General features: G+C 73.7%; 22 protein-coding genes and 1 pseudogene. 15 read left to right on the plus strand and 8 right to left on the minus strand.

What is annotated here, in order from left to right; genetic code table 11:
• Positions 1-28: 28 nt before the first annotated feature.
• The 7 genes from C3492_RS33780 (at position 29) to rfbB (ending at position 6,099) form a co-directional block, all read left to right on the plus strand.
• Positions 29-232, plus strand: coding sequence for an MbtH family NRPS accessory protein (locus C3492_RS33780; RefSeq protein WP_014676677.1), 204 nt, complete (start codon positions 29-31; stop codon positions 230-232).
• A 121-nt stretch (positions 233-353) separates the two neighbouring features.
• Positions 354-932: a GNAT family N-acetyltransferase gene (locus C3492_RS33785; RefSeq protein WP_103816448.1), complete on the plus strand. Its 579-nt coding sequence runs from the start codon at positions 354-356 to the stop codon at positions 930-932.
• A gap of 346 nt (positions 933-1,278) precedes the next feature.
• Positions 1,279-3,729 carry a SpoIIE family protein phosphatase gene (locus tag C3492_RS33790; protein ID WP_181140688.1) on the plus strand — a complete coding sequence of 817 codons (2,451 nt, stop codon included), beginning with the start codon at positions 1,279-1,281 and terminating at the stop codon, positions 3,727-3,729.
• Between the two features lie 81 nt (positions 3,730-3,810).
• A complete protein-coding gene (locus C3492_RS33795; RefSeq protein ID WP_103816449.1) occupies positions 3,811-4,083 on the plus strand; it encodes a hypothetical protein in 273 nt (90 codons plus the stop codon).
• A 215-nt stretch (positions 4,084-4,298) separates the two neighbouring features.
• On the plus strand, positions 4,299-4,655 hold the full coding sequence (locus C3492_RS33800; protein WP_103816450.1) for a DUF6479 family protein: 357 nt from the start codon (positions 4,299-4,301) through the stop codon (positions 4,653-4,655).
• A 146-nt stretch (positions 4,656-4,801) separates the two neighbouring features.
• On the plus strand, positions 4,802-4,987 hold the full coding sequence (locus C3492_RS33805) for a hypothetical protein (protein WP_103816451.1): 186 nt from the start codon (positions 4,802-4,804) through the stop codon (positions 4,985-4,987).
• Positions 4,988-5,127: 140 nt separating this feature from the next.
• A complete protein-coding gene (gene rfbB / locus C3492_RS33810) occupies positions 5,128-6,099 on the plus strand; it encodes a dTDP-glucose 4,6-dehydratase (protein ID WP_103816452.1) in 972 nt (323 codons plus the stop codon).
• A 58-nt stretch (positions 6,100-6,157) separates the two neighbouring features.
• Here rfbB and C3492_RS33815 read toward each other — a convergent pair whose 3' ends face one another.
• Genes C3492_RS33815 through C3492_RS33825 form a run of 3 tightly spaced genes read right to left on the minus strand, consistent with a single transcriptional unit; the run spans position 6,158 to position 8,578 of the window.
• Positions 6,158-6,742 carry an isochorismatase family protein gene (locus C3492_RS33815; RefSeq protein WP_103816453.1) on the minus strand — a complete coding sequence of 195 codons (585 nt, stop codon included), beginning with the start codon at positions 6,740-6,742 and terminating at the stop codon, positions 6,158-6,160.
• A gap of 7 nt (positions 6,743-6,749) precedes the next feature.
• Positions 6,750-8,144 carry an MFS transporter gene (locus C3492_RS33820; RefSeq protein WP_103816454.1) on the minus strand — a complete coding sequence of 465 codons (1,395 nt, stop codon included), beginning with the start codon at positions 8,142-8,144 and terminating at the stop codon, positions 6,750-6,752.
• Positions 8,141-8,578, minus strand: coding sequence for a MarR family winged helix-turn-helix transcriptional regulator (locus C3492_RS33825; protein WP_103816455.1), 438 nt, complete (start codon positions 8,576-8,578; stop codon positions 8,141-8,143). The genes C3492_RS33820 and C3492_RS33825 overlap by 4 nt, the downstream gene beginning before the upstream one ends.
• A 148-nt stretch (positions 8,579-8,726) precedes the next feature.
• On the opposite strand from C3492_RS33825, the gene C3492_RS33830 reads away from it, so the two are divergent.
• From C3492_RS33830 to C3492_RS33850, 5 genes are all read left to right on the plus strand, one after another.
• Positions 8,727-11,762, plus strand: a complete 3,036-nt coding sequence (locus C3492_RS33830; protein WP_103816456.1) for an FAD-binding and (Fe-S)-binding domain-containing protein — start codon at positions 8,727-8,729, stop codon at positions 11,760-11,762.
• Between the two features lie 2 nt (positions 11,763-11,764).
• A complete protein-coding gene (locus C3492_RS33835) occupies positions 11,765-12,874 on the plus strand; it encodes an enolase C-terminal domain-like protein (protein ID WP_103816457.1) in 1,110 nt (369 codons plus the stop codon).
• A 30-nt stretch (positions 12,875-12,904) separates the two neighbouring features.
• Positions 12,905-13,915, plus strand: a complete 1,011-nt coding sequence (locus C3492_RS33840) for an SDR family oxidoreductase (RefSeq protein ID WP_103816458.1) — start codon at positions 12,905-12,907, stop codon at positions 13,913-13,915.
• A gap of 9 nt (positions 13,916-13,924) precedes the next feature.
• A complete protein-coding gene (locus C3492_RS33845) occupies positions 13,925-14,425 on the plus strand; it encodes a metallophosphoesterase (RefSeq protein ID WP_103816459.1) in 501 nt (166 codons plus the stop codon).
• A gap of 123 nt (positions 14,426-14,548) precedes the next feature.
• Positions 14,549-15,145: a GNAT family N-acetyltransferase gene (locus C3492_RS33850; protein WP_103816460.1), complete on the plus strand. Its 597-nt coding sequence runs from the start codon at positions 14,549-14,551 to the stop codon at positions 15,143-15,145.
• A 194-nt stretch (positions 15,146-15,339) separates the two neighbouring features.
• Here C3492_RS33850 and C3492_RS33855 read toward each other — a convergent pair whose 3' ends face one another.
• Positions 15,340-16,446 (minus strand): XdhC/CoxI family protein, encoded by a 1,107-nt coding sequence (locus tag C3492_RS33855; protein WP_103816461.1) that lies wholly within the window; start codon positions 16,444-16,446, stop codon positions 15,340-15,342.
• 182 nt (positions 16,447-16,628) lie between these two features.
• Here C3492_RS33855 and C3492_RS33860 point away from each other — a divergent pair, with 182 nt between their 5' ends.
• The gene (locus C3492_RS33860; RefSeq protein ID WP_103816462.1) at positions 16,629-18,698 is read left to right on the plus strand and encodes a translation factor GTPase family protein; all 2,070 of its coding nucleotides are present in this window, start codon (positions 16,629-16,631) and stop codon (positions 18,696-18,698) included.
• Positions 18,699-18,998: 300 nt separating this feature from the next.
• On the opposite strand, the gene C3492_RS33865 is transcribed toward C3492_RS33860, so the two are convergent.
• On the minus strand, positions 18,999-20,252 hold the full coding sequence (locus C3492_RS33865) for a YncE family protein (protein ID WP_103816463.1): 1,254 nt from the start codon (positions 20,250-20,252) through the stop codon (positions 18,999-19,001).
• A 141-nt stretch (positions 20,253-20,393) separates the two neighbouring features.
• Here C3492_RS33865 and C3492_RS33870 point away from each other — a divergent pair, with 141 nt between their 5' ends.
• Both C3492_RS33870 and C3492_RS33875 read left to right on the plus strand, forming a co-directional pair.
• Positions 20,394-21,056, plus strand: coding sequence for a TetR/AcrR family transcriptional regulator (locus tag C3492_RS33870; RefSeq protein WP_103816464.1), 663 nt, complete (start codon positions 20,394-20,396; stop codon positions 21,054-21,056).
• Positions 21,057-21,179: 123 nt separating this feature from the next.
• On the plus strand, positions 21,180-22,202 hold the full coding sequence (locus tag C3492_RS33875) for an alcohol dehydrogenase (protein ID WP_103816465.1): 1,023 nt from the start codon (positions 21,180-21,182) through the stop codon (positions 22,200-22,202).
• Positions 22,203-22,233: 31 nt separating this feature from the next.
• Here C3492_RS33875 and C3492_RS33880 read toward each other — a convergent pair.
• From C3492_RS33880 to C3492_RS33890, 3 genes and pseudogenes are all read right to left on the minus strand, one after another.
• Positions 22,234-23,463 (minus strand): annotated as a pseudogene (locus C3492_RS33880) (glycosyltransferase).
• Positions 23,464-23,551: 88 nt separating this feature from the next.
• The gene (locus C3492_RS33885) at positions 23,552-23,890 is read right to left on the minus strand and encodes a hypothetical protein (protein WP_103816466.1); all 339 of its coding nucleotides are present in this window, start codon (positions 23,888-23,890) and stop codon (positions 23,552-23,554) included.
• A partial coding sequence (locus tag C3492_RS33890) for a cbb3-type cytochrome c oxidase subunit I (protein ID WP_181140690.1) occupies positions 23,887-24,826 on the minus strand: 940 nt, incomplete at its 5' end. The genes C3492_RS33885 and C3492_RS33890, both read right to left, overlap by 4 nt.

Genomic DNA, 24,826 nt, shown 5'->3' on the forward strand with positions numbered 1-24,826 from the left:
CCCGAACCGAACCCGCGAGGAGACCGACATGGACGAGAACACCCGCTACCAGGTGCTGCGCAACGACGAGGAGCAGTACTCCCTCTGGCCCGTCGACATCGAGGTGCCCGCCGGCTGGCAACCCGTCGGCAAGGAGGGCACCGAGGCCGAGTGCTCCGCGTACGTCGACGAGGTCTGGACCGACATGCGGCCCAAGAGCCTCCGGGAGCGCATGGAGAACGCCGGCGCCTGACGCCCCGCGCGCCCACCCCGACCGACACGCCGGGCCGCCCGTACCGGGCCGGCCCGGCACCTCCCCCCACTCCTCTTCCCCCCACGCGCCACCGCACCGCATCACTCCCGAGGAGTCCGCCATGACGTCCGCCCCGACCCCCGTCCTGCGCACCGAACGCCTGGAGTTCCTGCCCTACCGGCCCGAACACGAGGACGCCTTCGTCGCCCTGCTGCGCGACGAGGAGGTGTGCCGCTGGATGGGCCAGGAACGCGTGCCCGAACCGCAGATCCGCGAGCTGTTCCGGGCCATCCTCACCGACGTCTACCCCCAGCGCCGCTTCGACGTGTGGGGCCTGTGGCACGAGGGCGTCCACGTCGGCCACGCGGAGGTGAAGCCGACCGGCAACGTCGACGGCCACGAACTCGTCACCGCGCTCGCCCCCGGACACTGGGGCCGCGGACTGGGCGGCGAGGCGGTACGCGGCCTCCTCCTCCACGCGGCCGACAATCTCGGACTCACCGAGGCGTACGGCATGGTCGGCGCCGACAACACCGCCAGCCTGGCCATGTGCCGCCGCCTGGGGTTCCGTCACGTCCGGGACGTCGTGGCGGACGACGGCTCGGTGACCAAGCTGCTGGTCATCCCGACCAGGGAGCCGGGAAAACCGGCAGCCGCCGAGAACGCGGGCACGGCGACGCCCGCCCAGGATCCGGTGTGATCCTCGGAGCCACCTGACGCGGCCGACGCCGCTCCAACGGACCGCCGCGGGCGCCCGTGCAGGAGGCTCGACGGCGGGCAGGCGGCCCGGCGTGGTGGTACGCCGCCCCGCCTGTCCCGGCGCCGGCCCCGCCTGTCCCGGCGCCTGCCCGGTCCCTCGCGGCGCCCGCTCCGCCCCGCCCGTCGTGATGCCCGCCCCGCCGTCGCAACGCCCGCCCCATCCCCGCGTCTCCGTTCCGCTCACCTCGGCCCGTCGGCGGGCACCGCGGTCAGGGCATCCGGACGGCGTCCGTTCGGCGCGCTGCACAGGGGCTGCGCAGGCGGCTCATACGCGCTGTAATGGCGACGTGGTGAGTGAGGGCGCTGCGATCAGCGGGACGCGAACGGCGCCGGAGCGTGCCGAAGCCGCCCTCGCGTCGCTGATGGCGTCCCCGGCCACGTCCGACCGGCTCCGCCGGGTGCTCGAACAGGCGCTCGTGTTCGCCGGCGCGTCCTTCGCCGGGGTGTACACGCCCGGCCACGACGCCACGGAGCTCTGCCTCGCCGAGTCGGCCGGTCTGCCCCGCACGCTGTACGGTCTGCGGGACTGCTACCCGGCCGCCGGCACCTCCCCGGTCGCCGAGGCGCACCGCACCGGACGCCCGCGCTGGCTCGGCCCCGCCGAACTGGCCGCCGGCCCGGACTCCCGCCGCACCCCGTCCCCGGACTTCTCCGTGGCCGTCCTGCCGCTCGGCCCCGCGGGCGGCGGCTGTCTGCTGGCCGTGGGCGAGCACCCGGGCGGCTTCGGGACCGACGACCGGACCAGCCTGGAGCTGATCGCCCGTGCCGTGGCGGTACCCGCCCCGGCCGTCGCGGGTGACACCGGCGAGCTGCCCGAGGACGCCTTCAGCCTGACCATGGACACCGGCCGGGTGGAGGTCGGCGGGGCGATCCTGCGACTGTTCGGGATCGACCGGGCGAGCTTCGACGGTCGCGTGGAGACCCTGCTCGGCCGCGCGGTGCCGGAGGATCTGCCCGCGCTGATGTCCGTGGTCGAGGCCGACCACATGTCCATCGGCGACCGCGAGCTGGAGTTCCGCATCCTGCAGCCCGCCGGCCCGCCCAAGTGGCTGCGGCTGCGGGGCCGGCTGCTGCCCGGCGGCGAGGGCCGCTCCGCCCGGCTCGTCGGCACCGTCGCCGACGCCTCCTCGCTGCGCTCCGACGTCACCGACGTCGCCCGCGTGCAGCGCCTGGCCGCCGCCCTCGCCACCGCCGGCACCGTCAAGGACGTCGGCCAGGCAGTCGTGGCCGCCCTGCGCAAGCCGCTGCGGGCCGACCGGATCGCCCTCGCCGAACTTGAGAACGACCGACTGGTCGTCACCGTCCTCGACCCACCCGAACCCGAGGCCTGGCCGGAGGTGTGGCGCACCGAGTGGCGTACCGAATGGCCCGACGCGCCCGTGCGCGCCATGCCCACCCTGGCCGCCGCGCTGCGCGAGGGCCGGGCCAAGATCTGGCCCGCCGGCTCGGCGCTGGAGCCCGCCCTCGCCGAGGTCGGCCCGGGCGGCCTCGCCGTGCTGCCGCTGCCCGCCGGCAGCCGCATGGCCGGTGCCTGCCTGGTCGGCTGGGACCGCCCGCACGACTTCGCCCCCGACGAGCGCGCCCTGCTCACCGCCTGCGCCGGCCTGACCGGCCAGGCCCTGCTGCGCGCCCACGCCTTCGACGCCGAGCACGAACTCGTCGGCATGCTCCAGCGCACCCTGCTGCCCCGCCGGCTGCCCCGGCTGCCCGGCGCGGTCGCCGTCGCCCGCTACCTGCCCACCACGGCCGGTCTGGAGGTCGGCGGCGACTGGTACGACGTGATCCCGCTGGCCGACAACCACGTCGCCCTGGTGATCGGCGACGTCCAGGGCCACAACGCGGGCGCCGCCACCCTGATGGGCCAGATGCGCACCGCGCTGCGCGCCTACGCGGTCGAGGGCCACGCCCCGGACGTGGTCGTCGCGCACGCCAACCGGCTGCTGCTGGACATGGAGACCGACCTCTTCGCCACCTGTGCCTACGTCGACGTCGACGTGGAGCAGGGCACCGCCTGGTGCGTCCGCGCCGGGCATGTGCAACCGGTGCTGCGCCACCCGGGCGGCACCGCCGAGATTGTGGGGGCGGAGGGCGGCCCACCGCTCGGCGTGCTCGCCCAGGCCGAGTTCCCGATGACCCCGCTGCGGCTGCAGCCCGGTACCGTGATCGCGCTGACCACCGACGGCCTGGTGGAGTCCCCGGACACCGACCTCGACGCCGGCATGGACCGGCTGGCCCGCGAACTGTCCGCCGCCGACCCCGCGCACCTCGGCCTGGTCGCCGACGCCCTGCTCACCGGCGCCCACCGCGGCGACGACGTGGCGCTGCTGCTGATGCGCTACGACGGACTGGCCGTACGCCCGCTCCGGGAGAGCTGGACGGTGTGGCGGGTGCCGGAGGCGGTCCGGCACGCCCGCCGCTTCACCCGGCGCACGCTGCGCGCCTGGGGCCTGTCCCGCGACACGATCGACGTGGCCTTGCTGGTCGTCTCCGAACTCGTCACCAACGCCCTGGTGCACACCGGCGGCCAGGTCCGGCTCGACCTCAGCCTGGTCAACCACCGGCTGCGGCTCGCCGTCGCCGACTCCTCCCCGCGCAGCCCCGTGAAGCCCACCAGCATCGGCTGGGAGGCCACCGGCGGCCGGGGCATCCTGCTGGTGGAGGCGGTGTCGGAGGCCTGGGGCACGGTCCCGGTCAGCGGCGGCAAACAGGTCTGGGCGGACCTCGTACCCGACCGCTGACCCGCCACTCGGGTACGGGTGGCGGCGGTCCCGGCAGGTCGCGGCGGGGGCGCGTCCCGGAGCTGCCTAGGGTCGGTTGGCGTGTCGCACACCTTCGAAGAACTGGTCGCCAAGCAGCGCGCGGCCGCCGCCGCCCACGCCCAGGTACAGGAACTGCGGGACGCCTACGGCCCGCCGGCCGAGCGGCGGATGACCGGCGCCCAGTCGGGCACCTACGAGACCGCCCTGCGGGCCTGGCGGGACCTCGCCCGCGATGTGCAGACGGCGGTGAGCGAGTACGCCCGGCAGACCGGCCGGCCCCGGGCCGAGGTCGAGGCGGAGGTGGAACGCGCGGCGGCGGAGGAGGCGGACTGACCCACGGCCGGCCCCAGATCCGCCACCGCACCGGCGACACCGGCAGCACCGGCGGCATCGGTGGCACCGGTGCACGGGTCGCATCGGCCTGGCTGGACTGGCGCACGGGCCGGAGCGGTCGGCCGGACGGGGCCGTAGGGCCGCGGCCTGCCCGTTCGCGCGCGCCCGCGCATCCGTCGCGCCGCGCCGGGTACCCGGCGCTCATGAACACTGCCATGTACGAAGCGGCCACGGGCGCCCAGGTCTTCGGCTACGCCCTGATCCTGATCGCCGGTGTGGCCTGCGTCGCGGGACTCATCTGGGCCTTCCGGCTGGGATTCAAGGTGCGCGAGCGGGAACCGGCACCGCCGCGGCCCGACGAACAGCCGAAGATGCCGCCGTCGGGGCCGGTGCACGAGACCCACGAGGTCCGTGAGCCCGACGAGGTGCCCCGGGCCACCGACGAGAGCGAGCGCCTCACCCCCCACCAGCTCGGCAACGTCGGCACCAAGCGCGCCGACGACCAGCGCCGCCCCCGTTGGACGCCGGGGTCCAGCGGGTCCTTCGGCGGTGGCGGCGGCGGTCGTACCTGACCCGGTGCGGCGGTCGTCCCTGCCCCGGCGGCGCACCGCCGCGTTTGCGGGCTGCCCGGCCCGGGGACCCGGTCACGCACCCAGCACACCCCGGGCCCGGGTGGCCCGGCGAACGGCGCCCGCGGCGAGCGGGACGCAGAAGGAAGATGAACGACGTGACCGCGCATGCCAGCGAGAAACCGGCCATACCCGACGCTGAGACGGGCTGGGCCCAGGCCCGCCGTAGGCGGAACCGGGGAGTGCGCACCTGCGTGCCCGCCCTGCTGGACCGCACCTCCGCGAAGCGGCCGGGCCCGGACCTTGAGGACAACATCGTGCGCGGCGAGGACTGAACGCCCGGGGCGCGCCCGGACGCAGCCACGCCCCGCTGGACTGAACGCCCGGGGCGCGCCCGGACGCGGTGACGCCCCGCAGGGCTGAACTCCCGGGGCCGAGGCCCGTCGCCCTGACGCCCCGCGGTCATACTCCGGTCATGAACCTGCTCGTCACCGGCGCCGCCGGCTTCATCGGCTCCCACTACGTCCGCGGGCTCCTCGCCGGCGACGCGCCGGACGCACCCCACGTGACCGTGCTGGACAAGCTGACCTACGCCGGCACGCTCACCAACCTCCCCGTGGGCCACCCCCGGCTGGACTTCGTGCACGGGGACGTCTGTGACGCCGGCCTGGTCGACGAACTGATGGCGGACGCCGACCAGGTGGTGCACTTCGCCGCCGAGTCGCACGTCGACCGGTCGATCGAGGGGGCCGGGGAGTTCCTCCGCACCAACGTGCTCGGCACCCAGACCCTGCTGGACGCGGCCCTCCGGCACGGCACCGGCCCGTTCGTGCACGTCTCCACCGACGAGGTCTACGGCTCCGTCCGGACCGGCTCCTGGTCCGAGACCCAGCCGCTCGCGCCCAACTCGCCGTACGCCGCGTCGAAGGCGTCCGCCGACCTCATGGCCCTCGCCCACCACCGCACCCACGGCCTGGACGTCCGGATCACCCGCTGCTCCAACAACTACGGCCCGCGCCAGTTCCCCGAGAAGGTGATCCCGCTCTTCGTGACCAACCTCCTCGGCGGTCTGCCCGTCCCGCTGTACGGCGACGGGCACCACGTCCGCGACTGGCTGCACGCCGACGACCACTGCCACGGCATCGACCTGGTCCGAACCCGGGGCCGCCCCGGCGAGGTGTACCACCTCGGCGGCGGCACGGAGCTGACCAACAAGGAGCTGACCGGCCTGCTGCTGGAGGCGTGCGGCGCGGGCTGGGAGCACGTGGTGCACGTGCCCGACCGCAAGGGCCACGACCTGCGCTACTCGCTCGACTGGAGCAAGGCCCGCGACGAACTCGGCTACCGGCCGCGCCGCGACTTCACCACGGGCCTCGCCGAGACGGTGGCCTGGTACCGCGCCCACCGGTCCTGGTGGGAGCCGCTCAAGCGGCGGGCAGCCCGCTGAGCGGGCTGCCCGCCGCGGCCCTCAGCCCCGGTCCGGGGGACGGCGCCCGGCCCGGCGGTCACGCGTGGGTCTTGGCCAGCAACTCCAGGACCTCGGCCGTCGTGCCGGTCTCGCCGAGCCGCGGGAAGATGCGCTCGACGCTGTTCGCGTGCGCCTCGCCGTCGGCGTCGGCCATGGCGTCCGTGGCGAGGGTGACGTGGTAGCCGTGCGCGTAGGCGTCGCGGGCGGTGGACTCGACGCCGATGCTGGTGGCGATGCCGGTCAGCACGATCTGCGTGATGCCGCGGCGGCGCAGCTGGACGTCCAGGTCGGTGCCGTGGAAGGCACTCCAGTTGTGCTTGGTGACACGGATGTCGCCGGGGTGCCCGGACAGGTCGTCGACGACGACGTCCCAGCCCTCCGGGAAGGCGAGCCCGCGCGGCTGGCGCTCGGTGCGGCCGGGGACGGCGTCCGCCCCGTCCGGCGCGAAGGAGACCCGGACCAGGACCACGGGCAGCCCGTGGGAGCGGAAGGCGTCGGCGAGCGCGGCCGTGCGGGAGACGACCTCGGCGCCCGGCCAGGGCTGGGTGGGCATGGCCACGATGCCGTTCTGCAGGTCGATCGCGACGAGGGCGGTACGGGGGTCGAGCGTGGTGAGCGACATGGGTCGGTCAGGCCTTTCGGGCGTCTCGGGGGGTCAGCCGGCCGAGGGATCGGTCGGGCAGGGTCGTCGCCAGCAGCAGTGCGGAGCCGGCGAGCATGAACAGGGCCAGGCCGTGCAGCCCGGCCGTGTCGGCGCGGTGCGGGTAGAACGCCGCGGTGGCGGCGGAGGCGCCCAGCGCGCCGAGGTACATGAAGGTCCGCAGCAGCCCGGCCGCAGAGGCGATCCGCTCCGGGTCGGCCTGCCGGTACAGCGCGGTCTGCGTGGCCAGGCCGATCAGCCCCTGCGGGACGCCGAGCAGCACACCGACCCCGAGCAGCAGCCAGAACGGGCTGCGGTCGCCGATCAGGAGCAGCACCGCGCAGCCCGCAAGCTGGAGGAGGGAACCGGTGATCAGCTTGGCGCGCACCGCCTCGCGGCGCCCGGTCAGCGCGGAGGCGGTGAGCGCCGCCGCCGACAGCGGCAGCAGCGCGAGCCCGGCCGTGGAGGCGCCGAGCCCGCGGCCCTGCTCCAGCCACTGCGTGTAGCCGTACATGAAGGCGTAGGCCGTGGTGTAGCCGAGCAACTGGCGCAGGTACGTGGCGAGCAGCGGGCCGTTGCCGCCGAGGACGCGCAGGTCGATGAACGGGTCCGGCACCCTCAGCTCCCGCAGCGCGAAGCCCGCGGCGGCCACGGCGGACAGCACCGGCAGGTACCAGCGGCCGGCCCGCGGCTCCATCAGGAACAGCATCAGCGCGACCAGCAGGACGGCGAACAGCGCCATGCCGGGCACGTCCAGGCCGCGCTGCCGGGTCGCGGACCGGGGCAGCCGCAGCGCGCCGAGCACCAGACAGGCCGCCGACAGCGGCACGTTGACGGTGAACACGGCCCGCCAGCCGCCCAGTTGGATCAACAGCCCGCCGAGCGCGGGCCCGACGACGGCCACCGTCTGGTTGGCGACGGCGAGCGCGGTCAGTACGCCCGCCGGGCTGTCCTGCCCGGTGCGTTCGGCCTCGGCGCGGGTCAGCCGCATGGCCGCCGGGTACGCCGCCGACGTGCCGAGGCCCAGCAGCACCCGGGCCGCGATCAGCGCGCCGAGCGAGGGGGCGAGCGCGCCGAGCAGACCGGCGACGCCGACCAGGGCCGTGCCGGCGAGGTAGAGCCTGCGCGGACCGTACATGTCCACCAGACGGCCGATGACGGGCTGGCCGACGGCGGTGGCCACGTAGAGCGCCGAGACCAGCCACACCGTCTCGGCGGGCGGGGCGCCGAACGCCACGCCGATCGGCACGAGCGCCACGGCGATCATCGAGGAGTTGACCGGGTTCAGGACGGACCCGAGGACCATCGGCGGGATGAGCCGGCGGTCGAATCCGGCGGGGGAGGGACCGGTGGTCCGGGCGCGCGCGGTGAGCCTCGGTGTCACGGCCGGGACAGCCGTTCCATCAGCTCCAGCGCCGCGAGGACGGTCTGCCGCTCCTCCTCGGTGTAGCGGTCCTGGAAGGCACGGGCCAGCCACTCCTCGCGCACCTGCCTGTTCCCCTCGACACGGGCCCGGCCGCCGTCGGTCAGGGTGACCAGCTGGCGGCGGCCGTCGTCGGGGTCCGGGGCGCGGCGGATCAGCCCGTGCTGCTCCAGGGCGGCCAGCGTGGTGGCCATGGACTGCGGGCGCACCCCCTCCGCGGCGGCGAGCGCGCTGGCCGTGGCCGCGCCGTGCTTGCCGACCAGGGTGAGCGCCGACTCCTGCGAGGGGCTGAGGTCGGCGTCCTGCGCCACCTCGCGGATGCGGCGCCGCAGCCTGCTGAACACCACGCGCAGATCGCGTGCGGCGCGGGCGGCGGAGTCGGAGATGTCGGCCATGCCGCCCAGGCTAGGACCGACAGCACAGGCTGTCCAGTTGGAACTGTTCAGTTTTGACTGTCTATTTGCCGGGGTACTCGCCGGCCCTCGGACGGCGCGGCACGCGCAGTACGTCGGTGCACCCACGGAGCGAGATCGAGGAGCGCAGATGACCCCTCCGGACAGGTCCGGCCTGGAGGCAGCCCTGAGCGCCGAGGTGGACGGCGAGGTCCGCTTCGACGCGGGCAGCCGCGGCGCCTACGCCACGGACGGTTCGAACTACCGGCAGGTCCCGCTGGGCGTCGTCGTACCCCGCACCGTCGAGGCGGGCGCCCGCGCGGTCTCGGTGTGCGCACGCTTCGGCGCCCCCGTCCTCTCCCGGGGCGGCGGCACCAGCCTGGCCGGACAGACCACCAACACCGCCGTGGTGATCGACTGGAGCAAGTACTGCACCGGGGTGCTCTCCGTCGACCCGGAACGGCGCACCTGCGTGGTGGAGCCCGGCATCGTCCTGGACCAGCTCAACCGGCGCCTCGCCCGCCACAAGCTCCAGTTCGGCCCCAAACCGTCCACCCACAGCCACTGCGCGCTCGGCGGCATGATCGGCAACAACTCCTGCGGCGCCTCCGCCCAGGCCTACGGCAAGACCGTCGACAACGTCCGGCGCCTGGAGATCCTCACCTACGACGGACAGCGCGCCTGGGTCGGCCCCACCCCGCCCGACGAGCGCGCCCGGATCATCGCCGGCGGCGGCCGGCTCGCCGAGATCTACGCCGGCCTCGACCGCATCGCCACCGAGTACCTGGCCGACATCCGCCGCGGCTACCCCAAGATCCCCCGCCGCGTCTCCGGCTACAACCTGGACTCCCTGCTGCCCGAGAACGGCTTCGACGTCGCCAAGGCGCTCGTCGGCAGCGAGGGCACCCTGGTGACCGTCCTGCGCGCCGAACTCGACCTCGTGCCCGTGCCGCCGTACCAGTCGCTGCTCGTCCTCGGCTACGACGACATCTGCGCCGCCGCCGACGACGTCCCCCACCTGCTGGAGCACTGCTCGCCCAGCCAGCTGGAGGCCCTGGACGGGCGCATGGCCCAGCTGATGCGCGAGGAGGGCGCCTACCTGGACTCCCTCGACAACCTGCCCGAGGGCGACAGCTGGCTGATGGTGCTGTACAGCGGCGACAGCCAGGAGGACGTCGACGCACAGGCGCACGCGCTGCTGCGGGCCGTCGGCCGCGGCGAGAAGGACGCGAACGTCGCCTTCTCCGACGACCCCGAACGCGAGCAGAAGATGCTCAAGGCCCGCGAGGCCGGCCTCGGGGTGACCGCCCGCCCGCCGGACGACCGGGAGACCTGGGAGGGCTGGGAGGACTCCGCCGTACCCCCCGAGCGGCTCGGCGACTACCTGCGCGACCTGAAGGACCTGTTCGCCGAGTTCGACTACGACCACCCGTCCGTGTACGGGCACTTCGGGCAGGGCTGCGTGCACACCCGCATCCCCTTCGGGCTGAAGACGGCCGAGGGCGTGGCCGGCTTCCGGCGGTTCGTGGAGCGGGCTGCCGACCTCGTCGCCTCCTACGGCGGCTCCCTCTCCGGCGAGCACGGCGACGGCCAGTCCCGGGGTGAACTGCTCACCCGGATGTTCGGGGAACGGCTCGTCACCGCGTTCGGCGAACTCAAGGCCCTCTTCGACCCCGGCAACCGGATGAACCCCGGCAAGGTCGTCCACCCCAACCCCGTCGACGGACAGCTGCGGCTCGGCCCCACCTGGCGGCCCGCCACCCCGGAGACCCACTTCGGCTATCCCGAGGACGACCACTCCTTCAACCGCGCCGTGATGCGCTGTGTCGGCATCGGCAACTGCCGCGGCCACTCCGGCGGCGTCATGTGCCCCTCCTACCGGGCCACCATGGAGGAGGAGCACTCCACCCGCGGCCGCGCCCGGCTGCTGTTCGAGATGCTCGACGGGCACGCCGACTCCGCCGTCAAGGACGGCTGGCGCTCCACCGCCGTACGCGACGCCCTCGACCTCTGCCTGGCCTGCAAGGGCTGCAAGTCCGACTGCCCGACCGGCGTCGACATGGCCACCCTCAAGGCCGAGTTCATGTCCCACCACTACGAGGGACGGCTGCGTCCCATGGCCCACTACTCCATGGGCTGGCTGCCGGTCTGGGCCCGGCTGTCCCGGACCGCTCCGGCCCTGGTCAACTCGGCGCTGCACGCGCCCGGCCTCGCGTCCCTGGGCAAACGGCTCGCCGGGATCGACGAGGCCCGCCCGGCCCCGGTGTTCGCCACGCAGTCCTTCCTCCAGTGGTGGCGGGCCCGCGACCGGGAGGAGCCCGACCCGGCCGACCCGCGCACCGTCGTGCTGTGGCCCGACACCTTCAGCTCCTACTTCCACCCCTCCATCGCGATCTCTGCCGTACGGGTCCTGGAGGACGCCGGCTTCCGGATCGCCGTACCGTCCAGGCCGGTGTGCTGCGGCCTCACCTGGATCTCCACCGGACAACTGCCCACCGCCAAGCGGGTGCTGCGCCACACCCTCGACGTGCTGCGCCCCTACCTGGAGGCCGGCACACCGGTGATCGGCCTGGAACCCTCCTGCACGGCCGTCTTCCGCGGCGACGCCCCCGAGCTGATGCCGGGCGACCAGGACGTGGCACGGCTCGCCGCCCGGACACGCACCTTCGCCGAACAGCTCGTCCACCACGCCCCCGACGGCTGGCGACCCCCGCAGCTCGCCCGGCAGGCGACCGTGCAGACCCACTGCCACCAGCACGCCATCATGAAGTTCGACGCCGACCGGGAACTGATGCGCCGCGCCCACCTCGACGCCGAGGTGCTCGACGAGGGCTGCTGCGGCCTGGCCGGCAACTTCGGCTTCGAACGCGGCCACCACGAGGTGTCCATGGCCGTCGCGGAACTGGGCGTCCTGCCCGCCGTGCGCGGGGCCGCCCCGGACAGCCTGGTCCTCGCCGACGGCTTCAGCTGCCGCACCCAGATCGAGCAGGGCGGCACCGGCCGTCACGCCCTGCACCTCGCCGAGGTCCTGGCGCTCGCCCTCGACGGCAACCTACCCGGTGACCACCCCGAGCGGCTCGCCGTCCGCCCCGCCGAACCGTCCCGCACGGCCCGCTGGGCGACGACCGCCTCCCTGGCCGCCCTCTCCCTGGGCGCCGTGGCCGGCCTGCGCAAGCTCAGGAGGTGACCATGAGCGACCAGCCGGCCGTCGAGGCCGTGGACACCGCCGTCTACACCGTGCCCACCGACGCCCCCGAGGCCGACGGCACCCTGGCCTGGGACAAGACCACCCTCGTCCTGGTCACCACCCGATCGGGCGGCACCACCGGACTCGGCTACACCTACGCGCCCGCCGCCACCGCCCACGTCGTCCGCGAACTCCTCGCCGGCACCGTCACCGGCCTGTCCGCGCACGACGTGCCGCGCGCCAACGAGCGGATGTGCCGGGCCGTCCGCAACGCAGGACTGCCCGGCGTGGCCGCCCAGGCCGTCGCCGCCGTCGACATCGCCCTGTGGGACCTCAAGGCACGCCTGCTCGGCCTGCCCCTCGTCCACCTCCTCGGTGCCGCCCGCGACGACGTGCCCGTCTACGGCAGCGGCGGCTTCACCACCTACGACGCCGACCGGCAGGAGCGCCAGCTGCGCGGCTGGACCGAGGAACAGGGCATCCCCCGCGTCAAGATCAAGATCGGCGAGTCGTGGGGCGCCCGGGAGCACCGCGACCTGGAACGCGTCGCCCGCGCGCGGGCCGTCATCGGTGACACGGCCGAGCTGTACGTCGACGCCAACGGCGGCTACCGCGCCGGCCAGGCCCTGCGCCTCGCGGGCCTCCTCGCCGACGAGGGCGTCACCTGGTTCGAGGAACCCGTCTCCTCCGACCACCTCACCACCCTCGCCGACATCCGCGGCCGGACCCCGATCGACGTCACGGCCGGCGAGTACGGCTACGCCCTCCCGTACTTCCAGCACATGCTGGACGCCGGAGCCGTCGACTGCCTCCAGGCCGACATCACCCGGTGCGGCGGCATCACCGTCTGGCTGCGCGCCGCCGCGCTCGCCCACGCGCGCGGGCTCGACGTCTCCGGGCACTGCGCGCCCCACGCCCACGCCCACGCTGCCGCCGCCGTGCCCAACCTGCGCCACCTGGAGTGGTTCCACGACCACGTCCGCATCGAACGGCTGCTGTTCGACGGCGTCCTCGATCCGGGCGGCGGCAGCGTCACCCCGGGCGCCGACGGGACACCCGGCCTCGGCCTGACGCTCGTGGAGGAGCGGGCGGCGCCCTACCGGGTGGAGTGACACAGACCGCGTACGCAGGAGGAGAGGAACATGCCCCCCACCGTCGTCATCACCGGCGCCAGCGCCGGCATCGGCCGCGCCACCGCCCGCCTGTACGCCCGGCGCGGCGCCGACGTCGTCCTGGTCGCCCGCGGCGAGGGCGGCCTGGAGGCGGCGGCCGACGAGGTCGCCGCGCTCGGCGGACGGCCCCTGGTACGGCCCGCAGACGTCGCCGACCCGGCCCAGACGGAGGCCGTCGCCGAGGCCGCCGAGAAGGAGTTCGGCCCCATCGACACCTGGATCAACTGCGCCTTCGCCAGCGTGTTCGCGCCGTTCGAGGAGATCACCCCCGAGGAGTACCGGCGGATCACCGAAGTGACCTACCTCGGCTTCGTCAACGGCACCCGCTCCGCACTGAAGCGCATGCTCCCCCGCGACCAGGGCACGATCGTGCAGGTCGGCTCCGCGCTCGGGGAACGGTCGATCCCCCTGCAGTCGGCGTACTGCGGCGCCAAGCACGCCATCAACGGCTTCACCTCCTCCCTGCGCACGGAACTGCTGCACCGCGGCAGCAACGTCCGCGTCACCGTCGCCCAGATGCCCGCCGTCAACACCCCCCAGTTCGAATGGGTCCGCTCCCGCCTCGCCAAGCACCCCATGCCGGTCCCGCCGATCTACCAGCCCGAGGTGGCCGCGCGGGGCGTGCTGTACGCCGCCGACCATCCGGGCCGCAAGCAGTACTACGTCGGCGCGTCCACGGTCGCCACCATCTGGGCCAACCGGCTCGTCCCGGCACTGCTCGACCGCTACCTGGCCCGCACCGGCTTCGACTCCCAGCAGACCGGCCGGATCCCGCCCGCGGGCCTGGACAACCTCTTCGAACCGGTGGACCGCGAGCCCGCCGACGACCAGGGCGCCCACGGCTCCTTCGACGACACCGCCCACGCCCGCTCCTGGCAGGAGACCCTGGTCCGGCACCCCGCCGCCACCGCCCTCGGCGCGGGCGCCGCGCTGCTGGGCACCGTACGCGGCATCCGCCGCCTGACCTCCTCCAACGCATAGGCTGGCGAGGTGCGCCTGCTGCTCATGTCCGACACGCACCTGCCCAAGCGCGCCAAGGCGCTCCCGGAGCCGCTGCTCGCCGAACTCCCGCGCGCGGACGTCGTGTTCCACGCCGGGGACTGGGTCGACACCGCCACCCTCGACCTGCTGGAGAGCCGCAGCCGCCGGCTGATCGGCGTGTACGGCAACAACGACGGCCCCGAGCTGCGCGCCCGGCTCCCCGAGGTGGCCCACGCCGACCTGGGCGGCCTGCGCTTCGGGGTCGTCCACGAGACCGGCCCCGCCCAGGGCCGCGAGGCCCGCTGCGCCGCCCGCTTCCCCGACCTGGACGTCCTGGTCTTCGGACACAGCCACATCCCCTGGGACACCACCGCCCCCGGGGGCCTGCGCCTGCTCAACCCCGGCTCCCCGACGGACCGCCGCCGCCAGCCCCACTGCACGTACCTCACGGCCACGGTCGCCGACGGAGCCCTCACCGAGGTGACCCTGCACCGACTGCCGCGCCGGTAACCACCGGGGCCGGTGCGCCGCTGGTCTGTGCGGGTGGCCTGCGCGGGTGGCGGGTGGCGGGTGCGCCGAAGATCACCAGCTGCGGGGCGCGCCGGTGATCACCAGCCATGGCAGGATGCGCCGGTGATCTCCAGCTCCGGCATACCCGCCGTCGTGCCCCCGGGCCGCCTCGCCGAGCCCGCCCAACCCGTGCTGCCGCTGGCCGATGGCCTGGAACTGCGGCCCTGGCAGCTGACCGACGCAGACGCTGACGCGCTGCTGAGCGCCGGGCAGGACCAAGACATCAGCAGGTGGAACCTCTTCTCCGTCGCCGACCGTGCGGAGGCCAGGGCGCGGATCGAGCGCCTGCACGCCCGTCGGCGGGCCGAGACCGGTGCCATCTGGGCCATCGCCCCCCACGGCGGCGCGTCCGTGGGCCTCGCCGGGCTCAACGCCGTGGACCTCGCAGCCGGCACCGCCGAGGTCCTCTACTGGGTGCTGCCCCCGGCGCGCGGAACGGGCCTCGCCGTACGGGCGGCGCGGCGGCTGAGCCGGTGGGCCCTGGACGACCTCGGTCTGCACCGCCTGATCCTGTGCCACTCGGTCGCCAATCCGGCGTCCTGCCGGGTCGCCGAGAAGGCCGGATTCAGCTACGAGGGCACCCAGCGCAGCGCCCTGCTGCACGCCGACGGCTGGCACGACCAGCACCTGCACGCGCGCGTGGCCGGGGACCCCGACTAGCACGCACTGAACACACGGCGGGGATCGTCAGTGCGGCAGGTCGGGCACTCCCGTCGCAGGCTCCCGTCCTGTACTTCCGCCCAGCCCCCGGCAGGGCATCGCCACCGGCACCACCGCCGGGTGCGGATCGGCAGCACCGGCGGCCCCCGGGGCCAACCTCACGGCACCCCACCCGGCGCACCCCAGAGGAACGGTCACCCCACCCCCCGGGGATGGATCGCCCCCCTCGTCCCGCTCAGCGGTGACCCGGTGCCGCCCCACCTCAGGGCCACGATCTCCGCCGCCACCGATACCGCCACCTCCTCCGGCGTGCGGGCGCCGAGGTCGAGGCCGAGCGGGGAGCGCAGGCGGGACAGTTCCCGGTCGGTGAGGCCGGACTCGATCAGGCGGCGGAGCCGGTCGTCGTGGGTGCGCCGGCTGCCCATCGCCCCGATGTACGCCGCCGGCCGCCGCAGCGCCTCCAGCAGCACCGGCACGTCGAACTTCGGGTCGTGGGTCAGGACGCAGATCACCGTCCGCTCGTCGGTGGGCGTGCCACGCAGATACCGGTGCGGCCAGTCCACGACGACCTCCGCCGATTCCGGGAACCGGCGGGGCGTGGCGAACACCGGCCTGGCGTCGCACACGGTGACCCGGTAACCGAGGAAGTCCCCGATCCGGGCCACGGCGGCGGCGTAGTCGATGGCCCCGAACACCAGCATGCGCGGCGGCGGCGCGAAGGACTGGAGGAACACCGTGACGGTGTCCTCGCGGCGTTCCCCGTGCGGGCCGTAGTGCCGCAGCCCGGTCACGCCGAGGGCGAGTTCGCCGCGCGCGTCGGCGGCGACGGCCGCGTCGAGCCCCCGGGTCCCCAGACTGCCGGCGGCGGTGTGCGGCCACACCGCGAGGGTGGCCCCGCACGGGGCCGGCCCGTCGACCACGGTGGCCACGGTGACCGGCTCACCGCCCGCGACCGACGCGGCGACCGCGCCGAACGCCGGGTCCCGGGCCGGGGTCACCGGCCGTACCAGGACGGTGATCTCACCACCGCAGGTGAGCCCGACCGCGAAGGCGTCCTCGTCGCTGTAGCCGAACGTCTCCAGCCGTGCCGCTCCGCTCTCGACGGCCTCCTGGGCCAGCTCGAAGACCGCGCCCTCCACACAGCCGCCGGACACACTGCCGACCACCTCGCCGTCCGGGCCGACCGCCATCGCGGCGCCGGGCCCGCGCGGCGCGCTGCGGCTGACCGCGACGACCGTGGCCAGCCCGAACGGCACCCGGGCGGCGTACCACCGGTCCAGCACCGCCAGAATCTCACGCATCGTCGGCTCCTCGCCTCACAGCCGGCACGACATCTGGTTGAACGTTAATCCGTTGGCGGCGCGGCCGCCGTTCTGCTGCACTGCACCGGTCGAGTTCCCGAGAGAACCAGGAGCGATCATGCGCGCACCGTTCATGTCCGGCCCGGAAGGAATCGCCCACTCTCTCAAGGACATGACGCTTCGTGCCATTGCTCAATCTGGGAATCCTCGCCCACGTCGACGCGGGTAAGACGAGCCTGACCGAACGGCTCCTGCACTCCGCCGGAGTGATCGACGAGGTCGGCAGTGTCGACGCCGGCAGCACCACCACCGACACCCTCGCGCTGGAGCGGCGCCGCGGCATCACCATCAAGTCCGCCGTCGTCTCCTTCCCGCTCGGCGCGGTCACCGTCAACCTCATCGACACCCCGGGTCACCCGGACTTCATCGCCGAGGTGGAACGGGTCCTCGGCGTGCTGGACGGAGCGGTCCTGGTCGTCTCCGCCGTCGAGGGCGTCCAGGCGCAGACCCGCGTGCTGATGCGCACCCTGCGCCAGCTGCGCATCCCGACCCTGGTCTTCGTCAACAAGATCGACCGGCGCGGCGCCCGGGACACAGCGGTGCTCCGCCAGATGGCCCAACGGCTCGCCGTACCGCTCGTCCCCATGGGCACCGCCGCCGGACTCGGCACGCGTGCCGCCCGCTTCCTGCCCGGCCTCGGCCCGGCCGCGCTGGAGGCACTGGCGGACCGGGACGACGGCCTGCTCGCCGCCTACCTCGACGGCGGCGTCCCGGAGGCCCGGCTGCGCCGCGCCCTCGTGGCACACACCCGGCGTGCCTCCGTCCACCCGGTGTACTTCGGCTCCGCGATCACCGGCGCCGGCGTCGCCGAGCTGACCGACGGCATCCAGCGCCTCCTGCCCACCGCCGCCGGCGACCCGGACGGCCCCCTCTCGGGCACCGTCTTCAAGGCCGAGCGGGGCCCGGCGGGGGAGAAGGTGGCCTATGCCCGCCTCTTCTCCGGCACCCTCCGCGTCCGCGACCGCGTCCCGTTCGGCGACGGCCGCGGCGACCGCAACGGCAGCGGCGACCGCGACGGCCGCGAGGACAGCGGCACCGACCGCCGGGCACGAGTCACCGAAGGCCGTGTCACCGAAGGCCCTGTGACCGAAGGCCGTGTCACCGCCCTCGCCGTCTTCGACCACGGCACGGACACCCGCGCGGACCGTGCCGGCGCGGGCCGCATCGTGAAGGTGTGGGGCCTCGACGGCATCCGGATCGGTGACGCCCTGGGCACGCCGGGGCGGTCGTACGAGCACCACTTCGCGCCGCCCACCCTGGAGACGGTCGTCGTACCCGGCCCCGGCACGGACCGCCGCTCCCTGCACCTCGCGCTCACCCAGCTCGCCGAGCAGGACCCGCTCATCGGCGTCCGCCACGACGAGCTGCGGGGGGAGACCTCCGTGTCGCTCTACGGCGAGGTGCAGAAGGAGGTCGTCCAGGCCACCCTCGCCGACGAGTACGGCCTGGACGTCACCTTCCGCGAGACGACGACCCTGTGCGTCGAACGGCCGGTCGGCACCGGGCACGCCGTCGAGTTCAACAAGAAGGACGCCAACCCCTTCCTCGCCACGGTCGGTCTGCGCGTCGACCCCGCCCCGCCCGGTACCGGCGTGGCGTTCCGGCTGGAGGTGGAGCTGGGCTCGATGCCGTACGCCTTCTTCAAGGCGGTCGAGGACACCGTCCGGGAGACGCTCGGCCAGGGGCTGCACGGCTGGCAGGTCACCGACTGCACGGTCGCCATGACCCACTCGGGCTACTCGCCCCGGCAGAGCCACGCGCACCAGGGCTTCGACAAGAGCATGTCGAGCACGGGCCACGACTTCCGTGGCCTGACCCCGCTGGTGCTGACCGAGGCGCTGCGCCGGGCCGGCACCCTGGTGCACGAGCCGGTGCACCGTTTCCGCCTGGAGGCGCCGGCCGACACCCTCGGTGCGCTGCTGCCGGTGCTGGCCCGGCTCGGCGCCGTACCCGAGACCGCCGGCACGCACGGCACCGCCTGTGTCCTGGAGGGAACCGTGCCGGCCGCCCGGGTGCACGCGCTGGAGCGGCGGCTGCCGGGGCTGACCCGGGGCGAGGGCGAGCTGGAGACGGCCTTCGACCACTACGCGCCGGTCACCCGCGGCACGGTCCCCGAACGTCCGCGCACCGACCACAATCCGCTGAACCGGAAGGAGTACCTGCTGAACGTGACGCGCCGGGTCGGCGAGTGAGCCGACCGGCCGACAGCTGACCCACAGTCAACTTACTTACGACTCAGAACTCTTGACGCACGCCGGACCGCGTCGGACTGTGATGGACATGCCGAACGTCCGGGTGCGTCTCCTGGCCGTCCTGGTCGTCCTCTGCGGATCCCTGACGGTGGCGGGGGCCCCGCCCGACGGCACCTTCCGCCGACCGGCTGAGCGCGGCGAAGGCCGAACTGGCGACGTGGGCGGCGGCGCGCTTCTGAGGCAGGGGTGTGGCCTCCGGAGTGAGTGGGGACACCCCGGAGGCCACGGCTCGGTGGCGGGTCAACTACCGCTGGGACCCGTCCAGTCCGCCTGGACGTGCCCCAGCCGGACACGCTGCGGGTGGTCACCGACCGGGGCCGACGTCACCTTCTTGCCGGTGGCGAAGTCGATCGCCGTCACCTGGTCGGCGCCGCTCTCGGAGACGATGCAGTCCTTGCCGTCCCCGCTGACCGTCGCCCAGTACGGCTTGGACGTCGCGACGAGCGGGCCCTCCTGGAGCGAGGCGCGGTCGACCACGGTCGCGTAGTCGTCCATGGTGCCCGCGACGCACAGTTTGGTGCCCTCGGGGTTCATCGAGATGCCGTGGTGACGCGAGTCGTTGACCCAGGTGGTGCGGTCCTCGCTGGTCGCCGGGTTCTTCGGCAGCGTCTTCATCCGGGTGATCTTGTCGGTGGCGACGTCGTACTCCAGGAAGCCGTTGAAGAACGACACCTGGAAGTACAGCTTGGACTCGTCGGCGGAGAACACGGCCGGGCGGACCGCGTCGGAGAAGTCCTTCAGCCCGAACGCGTCCAGCCGCTGCCGCATGTCGATGACCTTGACCTGCTTGTACGTCGTCGCGTCCACGACGGTGATGTGCCGGTCGCCCTTGGTCCAGTCCCAGCCGGGGCTGTCCAGGTCGGTGTTGACGTCACCGATGGACATGTTCCAGATGTACTTGCCGTCCTTGGTGAAGATGTTCTCGTGCGGCTTGTCACCGGTGGCGAACGAGCCGAGCTGTTTGCCGGTGTCGATGTCCAGGACGTGCACGGTGTTCGCGGTCGAGGCGGAGACCGCGACCCGGGTGCCGTCCGGGGAGACCGCCATGTGGTCGGCGCGGTAACCGGACACCGGGAAACGCCAGTTGACCTTCCCGGTGGCGAGGTCCAGGGAGACGACGTCCGCGAAACTCGGCCGGGAGACCACCACCGATCTGCCGTCGGGGGTGGAGTACATGTCGTCGGCGAACTGGTCGTGGCCCTCGCCGACGCTGTTGCGGATCGCCTGGAAGTAGATCCACTTGATCGGGTCCGCGTTGATCTCGGCCATCCGCGCGTCCTTGTCCGGGATGACGTTGATCCGGCCGATCTTCGCGAAGTCGCCTGAGGAGCGGATGACATCGGCGGTGCCGTCCCAGTTGTTGCCGACGAACAACACCTCGCGCAGCCCGGCGGGGGCGGCGGAGCGTGCGGAGGCGGCGGTCGCCGGGGCGGCGACGGTCAGGACGAGGGCGGCGGCCACGGAGCACAGGTGCCTGGTTCTGGAGGCAGCCATGACGGCTCTCTTTCCTCGGGGGAATCTGAACACGGGTGCTTTCACAGTGAACTTACTGAAAAGTAAGGATGGGGTGGGCTTCTCGACAAGATGTGTGCACGACAAGATTGTGGGGAGTGGCCGGATGACGGAGGGGGACGCGTGGAGGGCAGGCTCAGGGCGCCGACGGGACGCTACGGCGGACGGTCCGCCGAGGAACGGCAGGCCGAGCGCCGCCGCCGCTTCCTGGACGCGGCACTCGGGCTGTTCGGCGACACCCCCGGCTACCGGGGCACCACGGTCGCCGCGCTGAGCCAGGCCGCGGGACTGTCCACACGCCAGTTCTACGAGGAGTTCCGCACCCTGGAGGACGTCCTCGCCGCGCTCCACCTCCAGGTCAACGGCTGGGCCGAGCAGGCCGTCCTGGACGCCCTCGCCGACGCGGACGGGCTGGAGCTGGCCGAGCGCGCCACCGTGCTCTTCCGGGCCTACGCCCACGGCGTCACCCGTGACCCGCGCCGCATCCGCATCGCCTTCGTGGAGATCATCGGCGTCAGTCCCCGACTGGAGGAGCAGCGCCTCGCCCGCCGCGCCCGCTGGATCGACCTCATCCGCGCCGAGGCGGACGCGGCCGTCGCCCGCGGGGAAGCGGCGCCGCGTGACTACCGCCTCGCCGCCACGGCCTTCATCGGCAGCGTCAACGGCCTGCTGCACGACTGGAGCGCCGGCTGGGTGGACGCCACACTGGACGAGGTGGTGGACGAACTGGTCCGGCTGCTGCTGGGCATGCTCCGGCCGGAGGGCTGGCGCCCCGGGAGCCCCTGAGGCACAGGCGCGCGGAGCCGGTGGCGCAGCTCGGCGGGGCACGGTCCGTTCGGCGCGCGGGATCGGGCCGGAGCTGCTCTGCTGGGTCTGTGGGGGTCGTCGTACCCGTTCCCGGAGAGAGCCATGAGTACGTATCGAGCCGCGCAGGTCACCGCTCCGAACGGCACCTTCGAGCTGGTCGAACGCGAGGTCCGGCAGCCCGGGCCCGGCCATGTGAGGATCGCTGTGGAGGCGTGCGGGGTCTGCCACACCGACGCTCTCTTCGTGAGCGGCGGACTACCGGACGTGTCGTTCCCGGAGGTGCCCGGACACGAGATCGCCGGACGCCTGGAGGAGCTGGGCGAGGGCGTGCGCGAGCGGGGCTGGCAGGAGGGCGACCGGGTGGCCGTCGGCTGGTTCGGCGGCAGCTGCGGCCACTGCAGGCCCTGCCGCGAGGGCGACTTCATCGTGTGCCGGAACCTGAAGGTCCCCGGATGGACCTACGACGGCGGCTTCGCCGAGAAGGTGATCGCACCCGTCGATGCCCTGGCCCGGATCCCCGACACCCTCTCCCCGAACGACGCCGGGCCGATGGCCTGCGCGGGCGTGACCACGTACAACGGGCTGCGCCGCAGCTCCGCCCGGCCGGGAGACCTGGTCGCGGTGCTCGGCCTCGGCGGCCTCGGCCACCTCGGCGTGCAGTACGCGGTGGCCATGGGCTTCGAGACCGTGGCGATCGCCCGAGGCTCCGCGAAGGCCGACTTCGCCGAGCAACTGGGCGCCCACCACTACGTCGACAGCACCTCCGGCACCCCGGTCGCCGAGGCGCTGCAGTCCCTCGGCGGCGCCAGGGTGGTCCTGGCCACCGCGGGGAACTCCGAGGCCATCACGGCCACCGTGGACGGCCTGGCCCACCGCGGCGAACTCGTGGTGATCGGCGCGGACACCGCGCCCCTCGGCATCAGCCCGGCGCAGTTGCTCATGGCCGCCCGCGTCGTGCGCGGCCACCCGGCCGGCACCTCGCAGGACGTGGAGGACACCATGGCCTTCAGCGCCCTGCACGGCATCCGCCCCATGACCGAGAACGTGCCACTGGACGACGTGGACGAGGCGTACCAGAAGATGCTGGCCGGCAAAGCCCGCTTCCGGATGGTGCTCACCGGCTGACCGGACGACAGCGCGTCAGCCGGTCAGCCGGTCAGCCGGTCAGCCGGTCCAGCGCGGCCAGCACCGGCGCGGCGCCGTCCTCGTCCCGGACCCGTGCGCCCAGGGCGGCGGCGCGCCGCCGGTACGCCGGGTCCCGGGTGGCCCGTAGCAGCGCTTCGGACAGGGCGTCCACGGTCAGGCGGCGCAGCGGTACGACGCCGGGGGCGACACCCAGGGCGACCAGCCGGGCGGACCAGAAACCCGCGTCGAACTGGACCGGGACCGGCACCGCCGGAACCCCGGCACGCAGCCCCGCCGCGGTGGTGCCCGCGCCCGCGTGATGGACCACCGCGGCCATGCGGGGGAAGAGCAGCGCGTGCGGTACCTCGCCGACGGTCAGCATGTCCTCCCCGTCGGCCGCGAGCCCGCCCCAGCCGCGCTGGATCACCCCGCGCAGCCCGGCGCGCCGCAGCGCCGCCACCACCCGCGCGCTGAGCCGTCCGGCGTCCGGCACGGTGGCGCTGCCCAGCCCGACGAACACCGGCGGCGGCCCGGCGTCGATGAATTCCAGGAGCGCGTCCGGAAGTTGCGCCCGGTCGTCGTACGGCCACCAGTAACCGGCCGCCTCCAGACCCGCCCGTCAGTCACCGGGGCGGGGCACCACCAGGGGGCTCAAGCCGTGGTGCACCGGCCAGAGCCGCCGCTCCCGGGCCCGCCGCGCGGCACCGGTCCGCAGCGGGGGCAGGCCGAGCCGCTTCCGCAGGGCCGGCACCGCGCCGGAGAACACGTGCTCCACGGCCAGGCCGACCCCGTGCCCGGCGAGCAGGTTGACCGGCCCGCCCCAGGAGCCGCCGCCGAGCACCGGCGGGGCGAACTCCCGTGTGGCGGCGAGCGGTTGCAGATAGACACCGAGACTCGGCAGGCGTAGCCCTTCTGCGATCGTGTGCCCGAGCGGGGCCAGGGAGGAGGACAGCAGCAGGACGTCGCTCTCCCGCGCCGCGCCGAGCAGATCCTCGGTGAGCCGGCCGACCAGGCGCCGCGCCAGGTCCACCACCCGCAGCAGCTTCCCCGGGCCGCTGGCGCTGCGGTGCAGACCCCGGCCGCGCGGGGACTCCAGTTCCGCCCGGGGATCCACCGGCAGCGCGTGGAACCGCACCCCGGAGCCGGCCACCAGCGGGGCGAAGCGGCCGTGTGTGACCAGGGTGACCTCGTGCCCGGCCAGCACGAGCCGGTGCCCGAGCCCGGTGTACGGGGCCGCATCGCCCCGGGATCCCGCCGTCATGATGGCAACGCGCACGAGGGCCAGTATGGCCGGTCCGCACGGTCCACGGGCTCGACACCGCGCCCTCCGCGACCGGTTCGGGCCGGCCTCACACGGCGGCGGACACCACCAGCAGGGCCGTCGCCGCGAGCACCGCGCAGCCCAGCACACAGCAGGCCAGCAGACGGCGGCGGAGCGCGAGGTAGCGTGCCTCGTACGCCTGCCGCAGCTCCTGCGCCCGCTCGGCCGTGCGGTGCCACGAGAGCCGGGCCAGCGCGAGGTACTCGGCCTCGAACTGCTGCTCCACGTGCTCCCGTTGGCTGTCCGTGAGCCAGCCCAGCCGGGAGCTGAGGCGTACGGCGGCGGTACGGCCCTCCTCCCGTGCGGCGACCAGCAGCAGATGGCCCTCGATCTGGCGGACCAGGTCCCGCTCGTCGTGGGCCGTCACCGCGCGGTCAACTCCGGTTCCGGGGATGGGACGTCGGGGTGGTGCAGGTCGAACGCCGGGGATTCGCTGCGGATCCGCGGCAGGGTGAGGAAGTTGTGCCGGGGCGGCGGGCAGGAGGTCGCCCACTCCAGCGAGCGGCCGTAGCCCCACGGGTCGTCCACGCCGACCGGCTTGCCGTACCTGGCCGTCTTCCAGACGTTGTAGAAGAACGGCAGCAGGGAAGAGCCGAGCAGGAACGAGAAGATCGAGGACACCGTGTTGAGCGTGGTGAGCCCCTCGGCCGCGAGGTAGTCCGGAATCCGCCGCTGCATGCCCTCGGCGCCCAGCCAGTGCTGGACCAGGAAGGTGCCGTGGAAGCCGGTGAACAGCGTCCAGAAGGTGATCTTGCCGAGACGCTCGTCGAGCATCTTGCCGGTCCACTTCGGCCACCAGAAGTGGAACCCGGCGAACATCGCGAAGACGACGGTGCCGAAGACCACGTAGTGGAAGTGGGCCACCACGAAGTACGAGTCGGAGACGTGGAAGTCGATGGGCGGGGAGGCGAGCATGACGCCGGTGAGCCCGCCGAAGACGAAGGTGATGAGGAAGCCCATCACCCAGAGCATCGGTGTCTCGAAGGACAGACTCCCCTTCCACATCGTGCCGATCCAGTTGAAGAACTTCACACCGGTCGGCACGGCGATCAGGAAGGTCATGAAGGAGAAGAACGGCAGCAGCACACCACCGGTGACGTACATGTGGTGGGCCCACACCGTCACGGACAGACCGGCGATCGCGATGGTCGCGGCGATCAGACCCATGTAGCCGAACATCGGCTTGCGGGAGAACACCGGGATCACTTCGCTGATGATGCCGAAGAACGGCAGCGCGATGATGTACACCTCTGGGTGGCCGAAGAACCAGAAGAGGTGTTGCCACAGCAGTGCGCCGCCGTTC

This window comes from Streptomyces sp. Ru62 (assembly GCF_002920615.1).
Taxonomy (GTDB): Bacteria; Actinomycetota; Actinomycetes; order Streptomycetales; family Streptomycetaceae; genus Streptomyces.

Bases quoted from the DNA above. Each gene is read 5' to 3' on its own strand.
- C3492_RS33780 (WP_014676677.1), top strand. From the start codon at position 29: ATGGACGAGAACACCCGCTACCAGGTGCTGCGCAACGACGAGGAGCAG.
- C3492_RS33785 (WP_103816448.1), top strand. From the start codon at position 354: ATGACGTCCGCCCCGACCCCCGTCCTGCGCACCGAACGCCTGGAGTTC.
- C3492_RS33800 (WP_103816450.1), top strand. From the start codon at position 4,299: ATGTACGAAGCGGCCACGGGCGCCCAGGTCTTCGGCTACGCCCTGATC.
- C3492_RS33805 (WP_103816451.1), top strand. From the start codon at position 4,802: ATGAACGACGTGACCGCGCATGCCAGCGAGAAACCGGCCATACCCGAC.
- rfbB (WP_103816452.1), top strand. From the start codon at position 5,128: ATGAACCTGCTCGTCACCGGCGCCGCCGGCTTCATCGGCTCCCACTAC.
- C3492_RS33815 (WP_103816453.1), bottom strand. From the start codon at position 6,742: ATGTCGCTCACCACGCTCGACCCCCGTACCGCCCTCGTCGCGATCGAC.
- C3492_RS33825 (WP_103816455.1), bottom strand. From the start codon at position 8,578: ATGGCCGACATCTCCGACTCCGCCGCCCGCGCCGCACGCGATCTGCGC.
- C3492_RS33830 (WP_103816456.1), top strand. From the start codon at position 8,727: ATGACCCCTCCGGACAGGTCCGGCCTGGAGGCAGCCCTGAGCGCCGAG.
- C3492_RS33835 (WP_103816457.1), top strand. From the start codon at position 11,765: ATGAGCGACCAGCCGGCCGTCGAGGCCGTGGACACCGCCGTCTACACC.
- C3492_RS33840 (WP_103816458.1), top strand. From the start codon at position 12,905: ATGCCCCCCACCGTCGTCATCACCGGCGCCAGCGCCGGCATCGGCCGC.
- C3492_RS33855 (WP_103816461.1), bottom strand. From the start codon at position 16,446: ATGCGTGAGATTCTGGCGGTGCTGGACCGGTGGTACGCCGCCCGGGTG.
- C3492_RS33865 (WP_103816463.1), bottom strand. From the start codon at position 20,252: ATGGCTGCCTCCAGAACCAGGCACCTGTGCTCCGTGGCCGCCGCCCTC.
- C3492_RS33875 (WP_103816465.1), top strand. From the start codon at position 21,180: ATGAGTACGTATCGAGCCGCGCAGGTCACCGCTCCGAACGGCACCTTC.